A 17421-nucleotide genomic window follows, 5' to 3' on the forward strand; every position below is an offset into this window, starting at 1 on the left:
GCATGCCCGCTTTTCGATGCTGGCGATGCGCCTTACGAGGCTTCGCTGCGACCAATATTGGTGTTGTGCTGGGTTGGGCCGGTTCCCGACCAGTCGACCCTGCGGGTTGCGAACATGGTGGCAGCAATGGCGATGAAAGATATCAACGCGCCGGCCAGCAGCGCATATTCATCCTCATTCAGAACCAGATACATGACCCCATAAGCCACCGCCAGAACCGTGAACAGGGCTACCCCGTTCTTGCGGCTACGGGTTGCGCTTCCGAGATAGGAGGAGATCAGGAGCGCTGTCAGAAGCGACGCCGCAGCATAGGCGATGGTGAAGCCCGTCTGTTCCGCAAGTGCGAGCAGCAGCACGTAGAAAACGATCAGCGCCAGCCCCGTCAGCACGTACTGGATCCAGTGCACGCTGCTGCCGCCCCTCAGTTCGACGATGAAGACGGCCAGGAACACCAGAGAGATGAAGCCTATCGAATATTTGAGTGTCCGGGCGATGATCTGGTAGAATTTCACGGGCTCGACGAGGTTGATCCTCATCAGGCTGTCGGTCAGCGGCAGGCGCGAACTCTCGACCACGCGGTCTATGCCCCTTGCGAGATAGGGGATTGTCCAGTTGGCCGTGAAATCCGAGGCTGTGACGGTCTTTTCCTCCGGCAGGAACAGGCCTTCAAAGCCGGGATGCGGCCAGTTGGCCTTGGCCGCCAAACTGGTGGTCTGGCCGGCGGGCGCGACGGCAAAGCTGCCGGAACCATTCAGGGAGAAGGCTATATCGAAATCGAAGCCTTTCTCGACAAGGCCTCTTTCGATCGATCTGTGCACGCCGGCATCGGACCTGATGGACATGTCCTGCGCACCCGTGCGGGGCGCTATGACAGAGATATCACGCATGCCGGGATCGAACGGCAATACGGAACCGCCATCGATCCTGACACCGGCGCTCGAGCGAATGCCGGTCATATCCTGTATGCTGAGAACGAGAATGGCGCTGTCGAGGCGGGGCGTGCCGGAGAAGCGGGCGAGATCCTGAAGGATGCCGGCACCGAACCGGCCTTTGAGGACAAGGTCGCCATTATAGACCGGCAGGCTGTAGATCGACAGCCGCTTCTCCTCGGTCTTCAGATCGGCCGTGACATCAAGCGTTTCCGGCATGACCAGCGCCCATTCGGTCGTGCGATCGACGATGCTCTGGCCGTTCACCTCGCGGCGTCTTTCCACGTCGAAAGGCACGGCGAGATAAGGGCCGTTCACCACCTGATCGCCACCCCAGCCGCTGGCGATACGGCCCGAAACATCCTCGGCCCGCGAGGCGCGCTCTTCCGTCAGCGCCCAGACGAGAAGCAGCGGTACGAGCAGAACCATCGATATGAAACCGATCATCAGAAACTTGGCGCCCGGTGAGCGCAGGCTGACGGCGAAGCCGTTGCGAGGCGGGGCTGGCGGCATCTGCCCACCGGCCGGGGCGAGGTCTTTTTCCGATTCATGTGCCATTCTGAAATCCTTATAAATATGATCGCGCCGCAACCCCAAGCGAAGTTCGGCTGGCGCTGTCCCAAGTTTAAAATCCCCGATAGTCTTTGCGTCCCCAAAATGAGCGCAAAACTATACTGGGATCGGATTCCGGCTGATTACGTTCGGAATTCCGTTAAACTCGCGGTAAAATTGTGACTTTCCCACGTTCGTTGCAGAAACAGAAAGGGCCGGCGTCGCCGCCAGCCCTTTTGTTCAAAACCCGTGGCGGTTGAGATCAGTCCTTCTTGGACGGAACCACGCGCAGCGCCAGCTCGCGAAGCTGGGTCGGCGTTGCCGGGGACGGCGCGTTCATCAGCAGGTCCTGCGCCTGCTGGTTCATCGGGAACAGCGTGATTTCGCGCAGGTTCTTCGCACCAACCAGAAGCATGACCACACGGTCGATACCGAAGGCGCAACCGCCGTGCGGAGGCGCACCGTACTGGAAGGCGCGGTAGAGACCGCCGAAGCGCTCTTCCACGTCGCTCTGCGACAGGCCGACCTTTTCAAAAGCCTTGACCATCAGCTCGGGCGACTGGTTACGGATAGAGCCGGAGGCGATTTCGAAGCCGTTGCAGACCGCGTCATACTGGAAAGCCTTGATGGAGAGCGGATCCTGTCCTTCCAGCGCTTCCATGCCACCCTGCGGCATGGAGAAGGGGTTGTGGGCGAAATCGATCTTCTTTTCTTCGTCGTTATATTCGAAGAAGGGGAAATCGACGATCCAGCACATTTCGAAACGGTCGCGGTCAATCAGGTTCAGCTCGTCGGCGGCACGGGTGCGCGCCTCGCCGGCAAACTTGTAGAACTTGGCGGGATCGCCCGCGACGAAGAAGCAGGCGTCGCCCGCCTCAAGGCCGAGCTGCTGGCGCAGCGCCTCGGTGCGTTCCTCGCCGATGTTCTTGGCAAGCGGACCGGAGCCGGCAACCTTGCCTTCTTCTTCCTTCCAGAAGATGTAGCCGAGGCCCGGCTGGCCCTGGCTCTGCGCCCAGGCGTTCATGCGATCGCAGAATGCACGCGACCCACCGGTCTTGGCCGGGATAGCCCAAACCTGCACCTTGGGGTTGGAGGCGATCATGTTGGCGAAAACCTTGAAGCCCGAGCCATCGAAATGTTCGGTCACGGCTTCCATGACAATCGGGTTGCGCAGGTCCGGCTTGTCGGAGCCGTATTTACGGATCGATTCGTCATAGGGAATGCGCGGCCATTCTTTCGTCACCGGCTTGCCTTCGGCAAACTGTTCGAAAACGGCCGTCATCATCGGCTCCATCGTGGTCCAGACGTCTTCCTGGGTCACGAAGCTCATTTCGACGTCGAGCTGGTAGAATTCGCCCGGCAGACGGTCTGCACGCGGGTCTTCATCGCGGAAGCATGGAGCGATCTGGAAGTAGCGGTCGAAACCGGCCACCATCAGAAGCTGCTTGTACTGCTGAGGGGCCTGCGGCAGCGCGAAGAACTGGCCTTCGTGGATGCGCGAGGGAACGAGGAAGTCGCGCGCGCCTTCCGGCGAGGATGCGGTGAGGATCGGCGTCGTATATTCGGCAAAGCCCAGATCGCCCATACCCTTGCGCATGGAGGAGATGATCTGCGTGCGCTTGACGATGTTCTTGTGCAGGGTTTCGCGGCGCAGGTCGAGGAAGCGATACTTCAGGCGAACATCTTCGGGATATTCAGGCTCACCGAAGACGGGCAGCGGCAGTTCCTTGGCAACGCCCAGAACCTCGATCTCCTGCGCATAAAGCTCGATCTCGCCAGTGGCCATGCCCTTGTTGATGGTGTCTTCGGACCGCGCCTTGACGAGACCGTCAATGCGGATCACCCATTCACCGCGCACCGTCTCGGCAACCTTGAAGGCCGGGCTATCGGGGTCGGCCACGACCTGGGTAATGCCGTAGTGGTCGCGAAGGTCGATAAAGAGAACGCCGCCATGATCTCGCACGCGATGAACCCAACCGGAAAGGCGAACGGTTTCGCCGACGTCGGACTTGCGGAGAGCGGCACAGGTGTGGCTGCGGTAACGATGCATTTTAATATCCTGGAGCGTGTCGTGGGCCAGATGGGCGGCACTGTCGAAATTTGCCGGAAAAGCGCATGACCAGCCCGATTTGTCAAGGCAAAGCACAACAATGTCGCGTTCAGCCTGTCCTTTCGCGCACCTTCGCTTTAGATAGTGCTTATTCAGCCCGCCAAACCGAGTCGGCCCGCAATGAGCCAGATCAGACCTCTTATCCCGCTTCTCGTCACCGCCGGCATTCTGATTGGCGGCAACGGTCTGCAGGGAACCTATATCGCGCTGCGGGGCCTGTCCGAAGGGTTTTCGGCCAGCACCATCGGCCTCATCAGCGCCGCCTACAGCATCGGATTCGCGCTCGGCTGCATTTCGGTGACGCGCCTTCTGCGCAAGATTGGCCATATCCGCACCTTCGCCACCATGGCGGCGGTCGCATCGGCCGCCTCGATCGCCATGCCGCTTGTCCTTCATCCCTTGTTCTGGATGTTGATGCGCTTCGTCATCGGTATTGCGGTCGCCTGTCTTTTCGCCGCGATCGAAAGCTGGATCAATGCGCAGGTGACGAATTCCAACCGTGCGCGCACGCTGTCCATCTATCGTTTCGTCGATCTCGGTTCCGTGACGCTCGCCCAATATATCATTCCCGTCGCCGGCATTGACGGGCCTGTGGTGTTTTCGCTGATCGCCATGGCGCTCACGCTGTCGCTGGTGCCGATCTCGATTGCCGACAAATCCAACCCCGCGCCGCCGAAACAGATCCCGTTCAATCTTTTCGCGGTGTGGCGCATCTCACCGCTTGCCGTAGTCGGCTGCGTGGCTGTCGGCCTCAGCATGGCGGCTTTTCGCAACATCGGGCCAATCTATGCCGAACAGATCGGCCTTTCCGTCACCGCCATCGCCACCTTCATGAGTGCGGGCATCATCGGCGGCGTGGTCTTGCAATATCCGCTCGGCGTCTATTCAGACCGTTACGACCGCCGCATCATCATTCTCGCCACCACGGCGTGCTCCGTGATTGTCGGTCTGTTTCTCGCCCTGTTCGCCGGCTCGGACGAATGGAGCAACATCATAGGCGTCTTCGTGTTCGGCGCCTTTGCCCTGCCGCTCTATTCACTGAGTTCCGCCCATGGCAACGACCATGCCAAAGACGGCGAACATGCGATGGTGTCTGCCGGGCTGCTGTTCTTCTGGTCGGTGGGTGCAACCGTCGGGCCGCTGCTCGCCTCCGTCCTGATCGACCAGTTCGGTCCCAAAGCGCTGTTCAGCTACACGGCCGCGATCCAGATCGTCTTCATCGCCTACACCATATACCGGCTGCGGGTGCGCGAGGGAGTACCCGTTGAGGAGCGGAACTGGCGGTTCCGCCCGCTTTTGCGCACCTCGGCCTATTTTCAGAAGCTGGCCGCCCCTTCACCGCCCAAAAACGACGGGCCGACGCCAAAACCACCAGAGAAAAACGATCCTTGAGCCTTCAAAAGCGGGCTTTGTATTGACATGCGCCCGGCAAAGGGAAAGTAAGACGGATAATTTTCACGAGTGGCCATTTGCAATGATTGAAACGACTGCCGCCCTCGCCGAAGCCTGCACGGAACTGGCGAAATCGGAATTCATTACCATCGACACCGAGTTTCTGCGTGAGACGACCTTCTGGCCCGAGCTTTGTCTCGTGCAGATGGCGAGCCCTACCCTTGAGGTACTGGTCGACCCGCTCGCCAAGGGTCTCGACCTTACGCCGCTGTTCGAACTCATGGCCAATCCCGATGTCGTGAAGGTTTTCCATGCGGCGCGTCAGGATATCGAAATCATCTATCATCTTGGCGGGCTTATTCCGCACCCGATCTTCGATACGCAGGTCGCGGCCATGGTGTGCGGTTTCGGCGATTCGATCTCTTACGACCAGCTGGTCCAGAGGATCAAGAATGTGCAGATCGACAAATCCTCACGCTTCACGGACTGGAGCCGCCGCCCGCTGACGGAAAAGCAGCTGGATTATGCGCTGGCCGACGTCACCCATCTGCGCGATGTCTATCTGGCGCTCAAGGCGCAGCTGGAGCGTGAAGGCCGCTCGCTTTGGCTGACCGAAGAGATGGACATTCTGGAATCGCGCGAAACCTATGACATGCATCCCGACGATGCCTGGCTGCGGTTGAAATCGCGCCTGCGCAAGCCGACTGAACTCGCCATCCTCAAATTTGTAGCAGCATGGCGTGAACGTGAGGCGCGGTCGCGCAACGTGCCGCGCTCACGCGTGCTGAAAGACGATGCGATCTTCGAAATCGCACAGCAGCAGCCGAAGGACACCGAGGCGCTGTCGCGGCTTCGCACCATCCCGAAGGGCTGGGAGCGCTCCTCCTCCGGCACGGCCATCATCGAGACCGTGAATGCGGCGCTGGCACTTCCGAAAGAGGAAATGCCGAAGGCGCCACGTCACAGCCACGCACCGGAAGGCTCCGGCGCTGCCGTGGAGCTTTTGAAAGTTCTCCTGAAGCTAACGGCAGACAAGCACGGCGTCGCAGCAAAGGTCATCGCCAACAGCGAAGATCTGGACAAGATCGCTTCCGAGGGCGAGGCTGCCACCGTGGCAGCGCTGACCGGCTGGCGGCGCGAACTGTTTGGCGATGTGGCGCTGAAGCTCATCAATGGCGAAGTGGCATTGCGTTTCGCCGGCAAGAAGGTCGAGGCGGTTGATGTGGCGGTGAGCGAGGCCTGATCGCCCGCGCCTCGCGCAGTTTTGCGCATTGTCCGGACGCAAAAGCGTCTCTGCTTTTACTGGACCTGCGCCAACCCAAATTTTGCCCGCATCGCGGTCCATCTCTTTGCAGATGGTCTCGCTTTGAGGGTATTTCCATGAAACCTGCCCGTGCTCTGCTGTTGGCCGCATCTATTGCGGCCGCAGGCATTTTCCCTACTCTTTCATCCACGTCAGCGCGCGCCGATGACGGCAAGGTCGATCTTCAGGGCGAATGGACGACCGATTGCCTTGAGATCGGCAAGAACGATCGTCACGGCATCGTCACGCGCATCACCATACGCGGTGGCCGCATGCATGCTGTCTCACAGATTTACGCCCGCAGCAGCTGCCAGCAGCCCACGGTGCAGGTGCGTTACGAAGGCACGCTGGATGGTGGCCTGAAGGACAACGACAGCATGCTCTTTGCCCATACCGTCATCTCGATCGCCATGACACCCAACGACCCCGCGGTTGTCGAGCATTATAATGGCGACCCGAAGGGTACCGGCTGCGGGTTGACTGGCTGGAAAGAGAATATTCCCTTCGATGTCGATGGTCGGACCTGCGCGGCCATCACCTTTGCCAGCAAGGGAGAAACCCTGTTCGACCGGGCATGGATAGACGGCAACCGGCTGCGTTTTGCCGCCTTCCCCGTCACATGGTCGAACCGCTCGCCGGACGACCGTCCGCAATCGCCGCTTGAAACGGTCTATTACAGAACATCCTATTAAGTAGTAGAGCCGGGTGCACAGCCCTTTTGCGGCAACGGGGCAACAGCCTTTCCAATCCTTCATGTGACCTTACCGAATGGTCACTTTTTGCAGCGCATTTTCCACATTAATGTCGCATATGACTTGAACAGAAGCTTCGCCTGACGGGGGCACGACGCTTCCCTTCCCCGAGATCAAGAACCGACATGAGAAAATTGCTGCCCATTCTGGATTACGTGGTGCTCTTCGTTGCCGTGGCCGGCAGCGGGGTGGCCTACGCGTTTCTGGAATATGGCGGCGGCGCGCTCATTGGCGCCACCTATGCGCTGTTCGCCTGTGCGCCAATCCTCGCCTTCGAGCGTGGTTACGTGCTGCCCGGTCTGTCGCGGCAGGTAAGCGCATTGCCGACACCGGCCTATATTGCCGTCGGCCTCATCATCTACGCCGTCCTCGTCTTCTGTGGCTTCGGGCTTGGCGGTACCATTCTGTGGGTTAGCGGCATATTTCCCGGCACCTGGAAACGGGCGGTGCATGCCGAGGTGCAGACACTGATCTTCACCCTCATCGTCTGCGGCATCATCGTTTTCATCATGCGCGTGCGCGAACTGCTGGGCCGTGACATCTTCATCGATCTCATCCTTGGGCGCTATCGCCGTCCAGTCAGCGAAGACCGCGTCTTCATCTTCATCGACCTCGTCGGCTCCACTTCGTTTGCCGAAACCCATGGCGACCTGAAGGCGCAGGAGTTTCTGGGCGAAATCTTCGCGAGCTACGCAGCCCCCGTCAGAAGACATGGCGGCGTCATTGACGACTACATCGGCGACGCGGCCATCATCACCTGGCCCTATCACATGGCGATAAGGCGGGCAGCCTGCGTGCGCTGTGTTTTCGATATCCAGGCGACCATCGAGGACAAGCGCGACATGTGGCTCGCCCGTTTCGGCGAAGTGCCGCGCCTTCGCTTTGCGATTCATGGCGGGCCGGTCATAACAGCCGAAATCGGCGTCGATCACCACAAGATCACCTATTTTGGCGACACGGTGAACACCACTTCGCGGCTCGAATCACTGAGCAAGATGCTCGGCCATCCCGTGCTGATTTCTGCCGATCTCGCCCATCAGCTGGTGCTACCCAAAGGTGTTCGCAGCGAATATCTCGGCGAACATGCTGTCAAGGGACGCGGGCAGACGCTCGGCGTGTGTACGCTCAGCCAATATCAGGCCCCAGCCGCCTGAAAAAACCCCTGAAAACAAACGGGTAGCTTCGTTTCCGAGGCCGCCCGTCATCAAAATTCATCAAAGCTTCAAACTGCAATCACCTGCCTGTCATGTGGCACCCCTATCGCCTCAGTCCTGTCTTCAACAGGCATTGAGGGGTCTCCACCATGAAGCATATTCTTTTCGCACCTTTCGCCGTTCTTGCGCTCGCAACCGCATCCCATGCAGAGCAGGAGTTTCCGGCAAAGCTGGTCTCGCACGCCATTCTGCCCGCCAACACCATCATCGCAGCACCTGCCGATGCGCCGGAATACCTCAAGACATCCGCCAAGTTCACGACGGCCGACCGCAAGCGCGCCGAGGGTCTCGGCACCGTGCCCGGCAAGGATGGCGTTCGCCCGACCGGCCTCTCCATGCCGTTCAACGGCCAGGCCATGCAAGGCTTTTCCGGCATCAAGGCCATGGAGGACGGCAGCTTCTGGAGCCTTTCCGACAATGGTTTCGGCTCGAAGCTCAACTCCAGCGATGCCATGCTGATGCTCCACCACATCAAATTCGACTGGGATGCCGGCAAGGTCAGCGCGCTGGAGACCGTGTTCCTTTCCGACCCGGACAAGAAAGCTCCCTTCCCCATCGTCATGGAAGGTTCGACCAAACGTTACCTGACGGGCGCCGACTTCGACGTCGAATCCATTCAGCCCGTTGCCGACGGCTTCTGGGTGGGCGAAGAGTTCGGTCCCTACATCCTGAAATTCACCCGCGACGGCAAGCTGACCGACGTCATCGCCACCAAGGCCGGCGATATCGAGGTGAAGTCCCCGGATCATCCGACCCTGGCACTGCCCGGCAACCCCACGCAGAAAATGCCCGCCTTCAACCTGAAACGATCAGGTGGTTATGAAGGCATGGCGCTCTCCAAGGACGGCTCGAAGCTTTACGGCCTTCTCGAAGGCCCGCTCTACACCGCCGAAGGTCAGGTCGAAAAGACCGAAGACGGCTCAACCGCCCTTCGCATCATCGAGCTCGATACCGCCAAGAAGGAATGGACAGGCCGCACCTGGCTCTACCCGCTGGCGCAAGGTGGCGAAGCCATCGGCGATTTCAACATGCTGGACGAGAGCACCGCGCTGGTCATCGAGCGTGACAATGGCGCCGGCACCGCCGACAAGGCCTGCGCCGACCCGAAGAAGCCGGACGTAAACTGCTTTGCCGTACCTTCCAAGGTCAAGCGCATCTACAAGATCGAATTCAACGACGCCAATGCTGGCAAGGCGGCGCGCAAGATCGGCTATATCGATCTGCTGAAGATCTCCGATCCTGATAACAGGAAGCGTCAGGGCGGCGGCAACGGTTTCTACGACATGCCGTTCGTGACCATCGAGAATGTCGACCGTGTCGACGCCACCCATATCATCGTCGGCAACGACAACAACCTGCCCTTCTCGGCCGGCCGTGCGCTGGACAAGGCTGACGACAACGAGTTCGTCCTGCTGGAAGTCAAGGACCTTCTCGACGCGAAGTGAGGAAAGGAGTGCCGGAATTCGTTCCGGCACCGTCAGCGCATCGGCGCAATCTCAACTGAACGGAGCGTTCCTGCGGCCTGAAAAAGGAAGCGAGGCGCTCCGTTACTGTACCGACCCAACCTGACCCGGAACCCGGTTCCGAAACAGGAAAGACCCGTCATGCAGGACAATGCCGAACGACTGTATTACGCCCTGAGGAAAAGCTGGTCGCTCGAAACCAGCAGCCTGTGGTCGAGAGAAAACCCAGCCAGGGGGCAAGGCGGCGTTACAGCTCTTGTGGTGCAGGATATTTTCGGTGGCGACCTCGCCAAAACCGTCGTTAGCGGCGCCGACCATTTCTACAATATCGTCAACGGCACCCGCTGGGATTTCACCTTCACCCAGTTCGATATTCCGGTCGGTTACGAGGACAGGCCCGCCACCCGCACGGAGGCGATGGCAAGGGCCACGCCCCTGCAATATGCCTATCTCAGCGCCTGTATCAGGAAGGCGCTGGGGCACTGCTGATCTTTCAGAACATGAAGGTTGGAGCATCTTCAGTAGAAGTACGTGGCGATTTTACGCCCGGAAAATGCATAAAAACAAAGACACAGAACATCTCCGGCGATTCCGTTTAACCGGACGCACTCGGGTTGAGTGTCGGCAGGCCCCGCCAATTTCTGCGGAGAGACCTGCCTCTCGTGGCAATTCGCTGGAAGGGAATTCTACTTCAGGCAATCATCCAGACGCTGCTTGCCACCCCATGCAGCGAATGCCTTCTGAGAAGCACTAATCAACGCATTCTCGTTGTTTGCATCGTACTTTACCGCGGGTACTTTTTTCCCGAAAAATACCCATAAGACGTCCGCTGTATCGACCTGCCCGGCAAACCTATTGCTGCGCGTCACATTATCGGTGATTGGCAAACCAGCGAGCGATCTCGCTAGCGCGGGCGTTCCCTCTCCAATTCTCGGACCGGCATCACCCACGACAAATGGCACCGCAATTTTTGTATCCTTGCGGATGGCAACTCCGAAGGAGCCCATGACAACGCCGTTAGAAGAAAGAATAGCGCTTTCGGGAATGACCGCGGCGGGAATTCTCAAAGGATTGACGTAACGACGCTGAACGGCCTCGTCCTTGATGCTTTGATCGGCAAACTTAGTCGGCGAGACAAAAAAACCGCTTCCGTCCGCTTGCTCTACCGGAACAACCCCGCGAACGGTGCTACCATTCAAAGATACGGTGTCTTTACCGAGTATGCCGTACCAACGTACCACGCCGACGGATTTGTCTTTCCAGTGCGCTTTGCCAATCCGCGCGACATCGGTCATGAACTTGCCGGTACACGTCGCGTTGTTGACAGAGCCGTGGTATTTCGTGCCGTCCGATAAATATACCTGTCCTGCATTGCAAAGGTGAATAAGCGCACCCGCAGCGGCATTTTTCAGGTGGTAAGCTTTACCATATCCGTCAATATTAATATTAATCTTAGAATAACCAAGGACAGTACCGTCGCTGGTTATTTTCCCCGAACTCAAACCCGATACTTCACGGGTCTTTTTACCTTCACATGTTGATTGGGCATCAACGTGACCCGACGATAAAATACAGGCAGCAAACACCGTAACAGCACACAATATTTTCATGAGAAGCCTCCAAAAAAGAGATAATCAGTGAAGTATTGTGTTTAATCTTAAACTTTCTTCCATTGGTTGCAATACAAAAATCAACCTTCGGTTAAGTTGCCGATGATTTAACTTCAAATGACGTGAGACACCTGCCGCGCCCAGCCGAAACTCCGGAAATAGGGGACGAGGATTATCTCGACTCAAGCTGCGGGTTGGCAATTTTGGCCGCCTTATTCGAACACAAACGCCAACCGCTTGCCCGTCAGCTTCGCCAGTTGCTGCAGGCGTCCGTCCAGACGCTCTCCGGCAAAATCGCAATAGGCGTGTGGCACGACGAATTCCAGATCCAGATCCGGATTGGTGGATTTGCGGAATTTCAGGTGATCGACGACACCGGGCATGGAGGCTGAGAAGAGGTAAACGACGCGTAGCAGGCCGCCGAGCAACTTGCCGAGTTCCAGCAGGCGGTCACCCGCCATGGCGGCGAGCGGCTGTGTGGTACCGTTGTCGTTCAGCCCTTCGAAGCGGTAATAATTGGCAAGCGCAATATAGGCGCGGCCCGGATGGGTGATCGCCACGAAGGAGGAGTGGGCGATGATGTTGAGCGCCTGCAGGCCGCGATAGTCCGGATGTGCACGCCAGCTGATATCGGCCAGAAGGCAGGCCGCCTGCCGGTAACGGCTTTCCTCTTCCGTCTCCTCGATGCCGAAGACCGGAAAGGTGCGGCCGCTCCAGTCGGCCAGTTCGCGCGCATGTTCGGGCGAACGGGCACGCAGAATGGCAAGCTCGTCGGCCGTGACCAGCAGCGGGTCGGTATCCCGCTCCGCTTCCGTCAGCAGCGAATAAAGATAACCTTCGCGCACGCCCTGCGCCGAGAAGGCGATCGTTGCAGGCTTCATCGCCTTTAGAACTTCACGCATGGCGATGGCGCCGAACGGCAGAAGCGAACGGCGGTTCTTGGAGACCGCCTGCCAGGCCGGGTCCTTGCTATCCCTGGAGACGATGACTTCTTCCAGAAAATTCAGCATTTCCGCCAGCGGCAATTCATATCCCTGCATCATGTGCAGCGGATAACCCGTGATCTCCATGTGCAGCTTTGCAATGTTTCGCCACGTGCCGCCCACGGCATAAAAGGTACGCCCCTCGCCGGCCGCCAGCAGCTTTGCGAAGGATTTGACGTGCTTGCGGGCAATGGTCGTCGCCTTCTCCAGCGAGCCATCCGATTGCTCCGACAACCGAAGGCCGCCGAGCGGCAGGGTGATGCCCTCGCCGCAGTTCTTGCCCTTGATGTCGATGAGTTCCAGCGAACCGCCGCCCAGGTCGCCTGCAATGCCATCCGGGTCGTGGAAACCGCTGATCACGCCATAGGCGGAATAAAGCGCTTCCTTTTCGCCGGACAGGACCTCGATCTCGCAACCAAGTATGGCTTCGGCTTCACGGATGAAATCCGGGCCGTTTTCCGCTTCACGCGCTGCCGCTGTCGCCAGCACGTAGAGTTGCTGCGCCTGCGCCTGTTCGGAAAGCGCATGGAAGCGACGCAGCGCCATCAAAGCCCGGCTGACGCCTTCCTCATGCATCCGGCCCGTGAGGGCCAGTCCCTTGCCGAGACCGCAAAGGACCTTTTCGTTGAACAGCACGGCGGGCGCGCGGGAAAGACCTTCATATACGACGAGACGAACGGAGTTCGAACCAATATCTATGACGGAAACGGGGGCAAGGCCGGTCAGCCGCCCCTGTGCTTCTGATCGAGTCATTCAGCCTGTTTCTTGCGGGAAGAAATCAACCCGGCAATCAATTTGGGCGCACTTGATTTCAGGGCTTCACCACGTCCGGAAAGGCTGGGATTGGTCATGAAATAGTGCTGCGCGTTGAACGGTTCTTCGCCTTTACGCACCTCGATGCGCCTCGACGTTCCGTCCGCAAGTATCTCGTAGCTCTGCTGGTTGTCAATGAGATTGCCCAGCATAATCTGTGAAAGAACCTGCTCGTGCACGGTGGGGTTGGTGAGCGGCACCAGCGTTTCAACGCGGCGATCAAGGTTGCGCGGCATCATGTCGGCGGAGCCGATATAGACCAGCGCCTTGTCGGACGGCAGGCCGAAACCATTGCCGAAGCAGAAGATTCGGCTGTGCTCGAGGAAGCGGCCGACAATCGATTTGACGCGGATGTTGTCCGACAGACCCGCAACCTGTGGGCGCAGGCAGCAGATGCCGCGCACGACGAGATCGATCTCCACGCCAGCCGCACTGGCGCGGTAAAGCGTATCGATAATCTCGGGATCGACCAGCGAGTTCATCTTCATCCAGATCGCCGCCGGCGCACCGCGCTTGGCGTGCTCGATCTCTTCGTTGATGTGCTTCACGATGCGCGCACGCAGCGTATAGGGCGAAATGGCGAGCTTCATGCCCTCTTCCGGTTCGCCGTAACCCGTGATGAAGTTGAAGATATTCGCCATGTCATGGGCGATCTTCGGGTTGCAGGTGAAGAAGGACAGGTCGGTATAGATCTTGGCCGTGATAGGGTGGTAGTTGCCGGTGCCGAGGTGGCAATAGGTTCTGAGCTTGCCGTCTTCGCGGCGCACCACCATAGACATCTTGGCATGCGTCTTGAGTTCGATGAAGCCGAACACCACCTGCACGCCGGCCCGCTCCAGATCGCGCGCCCAGCGGATGTTCGCCTCTTCGTCGAAACGCGCCTTCAATTCGACCAGCGCGGTAACGGATTTGCCGGCTTCCGCCGCGTCGATCAGAGCGCGAACGATCGGGCTGTCGTTGGAGGTGCGGTAAAGCGTCTGCTTGATGGCGAGCACTTCGGGGTCGCGCGCAGCCTGCAACAGGAACTGCACAACCACGTCGAAGCTTTCATAGGGGTGGTGAACCACCATGTCTTTTTCGCGGATGGCGGCAAGGCAATCGCCGGCATGTTCACGCACGCGCTCGGGGAAACGGGCGTTGTAAGGCTCGAACTTCAGGTCGTCGCGCGGTGCGCGCACGATTTCCGAGATGGTGTTGAGCGCGAGCAAGCCGGGCAGAACGGCAACGCGATTATCAGGCACGCCAAGCTCGTGCACCACGAACTGGCGGAGCGACTGCGGCATTTCGCTGTCGGTCTCAATGCGGATAACCGAACCGCGGCGGCGGCGCTTCAGCGCGCTTTCGAAGAAGCGGACCAGATCTTCCGCCTCTTCCTCCACCTCGATATCGCTGTCACGGATGATGCGGAACGTGCCGAATCCCCGGACGGTATAGCCCGGATAAAGACGATGAATGAACAGGCCGACCACATCTTCTAGCGTGATGTAGCGGATGGCGTTTTTCTCATCCGGCAAACGAACGAAGCGGTCGAGCGCCGTCGGAAGACGCAACAGCGCTGTCATCGGCTCGCGGCCGTTGACGCTGTCGAGTTGCAAGCCCATCGAGAAACCGAGGTTCGGAATGAAGGGGAACGGGTGCGCAGGGTCGATGGACAGCGGCGTCAGCACCGGGAAAATACGTTCCTCGAACTCGGTGCCCAGCCAGGTACGATCCGCTTCGGAAAGTGCGGCAGGCCGCACGATGAAGATTTCTTCCTTGGCGAGATATTGCTGCAGAACCGCAAGCGAAGCCTGCTGCTCCATTTGAAGATTGTCGATTTCCTTCAGAATATCTTCCAGCTGCTCGGCTGGTGTCTTGCCGTCAGGTGTCTTGACCGTAATCTTCTGGCGCACCTGGCCTTCGAGGCCGGCGACGCGGACCATGAAGAATTCATCGAGGTTGGCGGCGGAGATGGACAGAAAACGCAGCCGCTCCAACAGCGGATGATCCGTGTTCAGCGTTTCTTCCAGAACACGGCGATTGAACTGAAGCCAGGAGAATTCGCGGTTGATGAAGCGCGCGGGGCTGTCCCAGAGGTTCTCGCCCTCGGTCATCGGCTGAACCTTGTTGAAGTCGTCCTGCACAATAGCGGCCATGTCCTGTACCATCCCCTGACTTTCCGTCCCGTGATCCTGCTGCATCCCGCGATCGTCCCTCTTGCCCGTATAACAGTTTGACGACGGAACTGTGACAGTCAATCGACCTCCAGCCCGCTACCTCTTGTCCCTTCGCCCATCGCGTTGAGGACTTCCGCCGCCAAGGGACGGGTTATCCTTGTTCCACGCGAGAGCGCCAGCCTGTCGATACGGTCCACAATCGTCTGCGCCGTATCGAGTGAACGCTCCATTCTGTTGACGATGTAGCCTATGAGTTTGTCATCCATATAAAGCTGCCGGTCGGCGAAGAGTTTCACCAGAACCTGTGCCAGAAGAGCCTCGTCGGGCTCGCCTGTCTCCACCACAGTCACGGCTTTCAGGCGTGAGCGCAGGTCCGGCAAGGTCACCGGCCATGCGGCCGGCCATTGCCGGCTGGTCATCAAAAGCGTGGTGCCGTGCTGGCGCACGCTGTTGATGACATGGAAAAGTTCGGTGTCGTCAAAACCGCGGCGATCGGCATCCTCGAACAGAACCGCTCCGGTTTCGGCAAGACGCGCAGCGCCAACACCGGCTTGCGGGTGGATATCCTGCGCGCTGCTGATATTTTTCCAGATATTGGCGAGATGCGATTTTCCCGAACCCGGAGGCCCGGCCAGCACCACCACGGGCGAAGGCCAGTTCGGCCATTCATCCACAAGGCTGACGGCAGCCTTGAGCGAGTCGGACACGAGAAGATCGTCCCTTCCAGAAGCGGACTGGTGTGAGAATGCGAGCGGCAGCTGCTCGGCCTTCGACCGGGCGTTGTCGTTTTTGATTTGGTCAGTCATCGTTAGCCCTGAGAGTCAACCTTGCCGGAGGACGTTTCCTGTTCTTCCCAGGGAAGGTTGGCGGCGTGCCCATGGTAAAGATCGCTTTCAAGATATCGCGACAATGCAAAGCGGACAAGCACGCCAACGGCTGCCGCCGCCGGCACGGCGACCAGAAGGCCGACGAAACCGAAAAGCGCACCGAAGGCGAACAATGCGAACATCAGCCATACCGGATGCAGGCCGACGCTGCTGCCGACGAGCTTCGGCTGCAGGATGTTGCCTTCGATGAACTGGCCGGAAAAGAACACGGCAAGTGTCAGAAATACATAGATATAATCAGGCCAGAACTGCACGATGGCAACGCCGACGGCAAGGATGAGGCCGACCATCGAACCAATATATGGAATGAAGCTGATAAGGCCGGAGAAAAGGCCGATCAGCAGGCCGAAATTCAGGCCCACCAAGGACAGGCCGACAGCGTAATAAACACCAAGGATGAGGCAGAGCGACCCCTGCCCGCGCACGAATCCGGCAATCGTCCTATCCATGTCGCGGGCGATCTGGCGGACCGTATGCACGTAGTCGCGCGGTATCCAGCTATCGACCTTGTCGATCATCCGGTCCCAGTCGAGCAGCAGGTAGAAGGCGACGACGGGTGTGACGACCAGCAGCGACATGACATCGACCAGCGATTTGCCGGAATTCCAGATCTGCGTCAGCAGGGTGCCAATGAAGCCCGCGCCTTCGGTCAGCAGCTTGGAAAAATTCTCCTTCACTGCATTGATCTGGTTGCTCACCCAGTCAGGCAGCAGATTGGCGTCCGCACCGGCGATCAACTGCTGCAGGGACGAGACATATTGCGGGATGCGCGTGATGAATTCGGATGCCTGGGCGGCAATCAGCGGAATGATGATGATGAGCGACAGCGCGAAAATCAGCACGAAGGAGACGAGGATAACGACGGTCGCCATCAACCGGCTGAGGCCTCGGCGCTCCAGCCAGTCGGCAACCGGATCGAGAAAATAGGCAAGCGCCATGCCCGCCACGAAAGGCAGGAGGATGGAGCTGAAGACCATCAGGAAAAAGATAAAGACGGCAAGCACGCCTATCCAGAAAAAAACCTGCCGGCGCAGGCTCGTACCGCTCACATGGGGTTGCATCCGTTCATCCTCTTGTCGCCGTGCCGTCATTGCCCATGATGGAGATAGGATGGGCATATGCACATGGTCAAGGCCGGTGGCCCGGCAGCGATAGACACGGCGGTTGCCAGGTCCGTGCAACGACGACGGGTTTTCAAGTCTGCGCTGCGCATATCGCCGTCGAGAGGCCCGAGGCACACAAAACGTCAAACCGTCG

13 protein-coding genes are annotated in these 17421 nt (G+C 58.9%); 6 read left to right on the plus strand and 7 right to left on the minus strand.

What is annotated here, in order from left to right; translation table 11 throughout:
* Nucleotides 1–32: 32 nt before the first annotated feature.
* Nucleotides 33–1487, minus strand: a complete 1455-nt coding sequence (gene creD, locus ACQZ5Y_RS00325; protein ID WP_174059795.1) for a cell envelope integrity protein CreD — start codon at nt 1485–1487, stop codon at nt 33–35.
* A 256-nt stretch (nt 1488–1743) separates the two neighbouring features.
* Entirely contained in the window at nt 1744–3531 is a 1788-nt protein-coding gene (gene aspS / locus ACQZ5Y_RS00330) for an aspartate--tRNA ligase (RefSeq protein ID WP_003512477.1), read from the minus strand.
* 180 nt (nt 3532–3711) lie between these two features.
* Between aspS and ACQZ5Y_RS00335 the strand changes: the two genes are divergently transcribed.
* The 6 genes from ACQZ5Y_RS00335 to ACQZ5Y_RS00360 all read left to right on the plus strand — a co-directional run bounded on the left by ACQZ5Y_RS00335 (nt 3712) and on the right by ACQZ5Y_RS00360 (nt 10204).
* Nucleotides 3712–4983: an MFS transporter gene (locus ACQZ5Y_RS00335; protein ID WP_174049329.1), complete on the plus strand. Its 1272-nt coding sequence runs from the start codon at nt 3712–3714 to the stop codon at nt 4981–4983.
* Nucleotides 4984–5065: 82 nt separating this feature from the next.
* Nucleotides 5066–6226: a ribonuclease D gene (gene rnd / locus ACQZ5Y_RS00340; RefSeq protein WP_003512471.1), complete on the plus strand. Its 1161-nt coding sequence runs from the start codon at nt 5066–5068 to the stop codon at nt 6224–6226.
* 137 nt (nt 6227–6363) lie between these two features.
* Entirely contained in the window at nt 6364–6978 is a 615-nt protein-coding gene (locus ACQZ5Y_RS00345; protein ID WP_174049328.1) for a hypothetical protein, read from the plus strand.
* 185 nt (nt 6979–7163) lie between these two features.
* Nucleotides 7164–8192, plus strand: a complete 1029-nt coding sequence (locus ACQZ5Y_RS00350; protein ID WP_003512469.1) for an adenylate/guanylate cyclase domain-containing protein — start codon at nt 7164–7166, stop codon at nt 8190–8192.
* A gap of 149 nt (nt 8193–8341) precedes the next feature.
* The gene (locus ACQZ5Y_RS00355) at nt 8342–9697 is read left to right on the plus strand and encodes an esterase-like activity of phytase family protein (RefSeq protein WP_174049327.1); all 1356 of its coding nucleotides are present in this window, start codon (nt 8342–8344) and stop codon (nt 9695–9697) included.
* 159 nt (nt 9698–9856) lie between these two features.
* The gene (locus ACQZ5Y_RS00360; protein WP_013635874.1) at nt 9857–10204 is read left to right on the plus strand and encodes a YunG family protein; all 348 of its coding nucleotides are present in this window, start codon (nt 9857–9859) and stop codon (nt 10202–10204) included.
* Between the two features lie 197 nt (nt 10205–10401).
* Here ACQZ5Y_RS00360 and ACQZ5Y_RS00365 read toward each other — a convergent pair whose 3' ends face one another.
* The 5 genes from ACQZ5Y_RS00365 to ACQZ5Y_RS00385 form a co-directional block, all read right to left on the minus strand.
* Nucleotides 10402–11325, minus strand: coding sequence for a hypothetical protein (locus ACQZ5Y_RS00365; protein ID WP_149909778.1), 924 nt, complete (start codon nt 11323–11325; stop codon nt 10402–10404).
* Nucleotides 11326–11537: 212 nt separating this feature from the next.
* Nucleotides 11538–13061: an exopolyphosphatase gene (gene ppx / locus ACQZ5Y_RS00370; RefSeq protein ID WP_003512464.1), complete on the minus strand. Its 1524-nt coding sequence runs from the start codon at nt 13059–13061 to the stop codon at nt 11538–11540.
* Nucleotides 13058–15256: an RNA degradosome polyphosphate kinase gene (locus ACQZ5Y_RS00375; protein ID WP_112290000.1), complete on the minus strand. Its 2199-nt coding sequence runs from the start codon at nt 15254–15256 to the stop codon at nt 13058–13060. Before ACQZ5Y_RS00375 ends, ppx begins: the two co-directional genes overlap by 4 nt.
* A 98-nt stretch (nt 15257–15354) precedes the next feature.
* A complete protein-coding gene (gene hdaA, locus ACQZ5Y_RS00380; protein ID WP_112674509.1) occupies nt 15355–16083 on the minus strand; it encodes a DnaA regulatory inactivator HdaA in 729 nt (242 codons plus the stop codon).
* Nucleotides 16084–16085: 2 nt separating this feature from the next.
* Complete coding sequence (locus ACQZ5Y_RS00385) at nt 16086–17225, minus strand: AI-2E family transporter (protein ID WP_003512458.1); 1140 nt, start codon at nt 17223–17225, stop codon at nt 16086–16088.
* Nucleotides 17226–17421: the final 196 nt, after the last annotated feature.

The organism is Agrobacterium sp. A3-95 (genome assembly GCF_053521785.1).

Bases quoted from the DNA above. Each gene is read 5' to 3' on its own strand.
- hdaA (WP_112674509.1), bottom strand. From the start codon at position 16,083: ATGACTGACCAAATCAAAAACGACAACGCCCGGTCGAAGGCCGAGCAG.
- ppx (WP_003512464.1), bottom strand. From the start codon at position 13,061: ATGACTCGATCAGAAGCACAGGGGCGGCTGACCGGCCTTGCCCCCGTT.
- ACQZ5Y_RS00345 (WP_174049328.1), top strand. From the start codon at position 6,364: ATGAAACCTGCCCGTGCTCTGCTGTTGGCCGCATCTATTGCGGCCGCA.
- ACQZ5Y_RS00335 (WP_174049329.1), top strand. From the start codon at position 3,712: ATGAGCCAGATCAGACCTCTTATCCCGCTTCTCGTCACCGCCGGCATT.
- ACQZ5Y_RS00365 (WP_149909778.1), bottom strand. From the start codon at position 11,325: ATGAAAATATTGTGTGCTGTTACGGTGTTTGCTGCCTGTATTTTATCG.
- rnd (WP_003512471.1), top strand. From the start codon at position 5,066: ATGATTGAAACGACTGCCGCCCTCGCCGAAGCCTGCACGGAACTGGCG.
- ACQZ5Y_RS00385 (WP_003512458.1), bottom strand. From the start codon at position 17,225: ATGCAACCCCATGTGAGCGGTACGAGCCTGCGCCGGCAGGTTTTTTTC.
- creD (WP_174059795.1), bottom strand. From the start codon at position 1,487: ATGGCACATGAATCGGAAAAAGACCTCGCCCCGGCCGGTGGGCAGATG.
- ACQZ5Y_RS00350 (WP_003512469.1), top strand. From the start codon at position 7,164: ATGAGAAAATTGCTGCCCATTCTGGATTACGTGGTGCTCTTCGTTGCC.
- ACQZ5Y_RS00355 (WP_174049327.1), top strand. From the start codon at position 8,342: ATGAAGCATATTCTTTTCGCACCTTTCGCCGTTCTTGCGCTCGCAACC.
- ACQZ5Y_RS00375 (WP_112290000.1), bottom strand. From the start codon at position 15,256: ATGGCCGCTATTGTGCAGGACGACTTCAACAAGGTTCAGCCGATGACC.
- ACQZ5Y_RS00360 (WP_013635874.1), top strand. From the start codon at position 9,857: ATGCAGGACAATGCCGAACGACTGTATTACGCCCTGAGGAAAAGCTGG.
- aspS (WP_003512477.1), bottom strand. From the start codon at position 3,531: ATGCATCGTTACCGCAGCCACACCTGTGCCGCTCTCCGCAAGTCCGAC.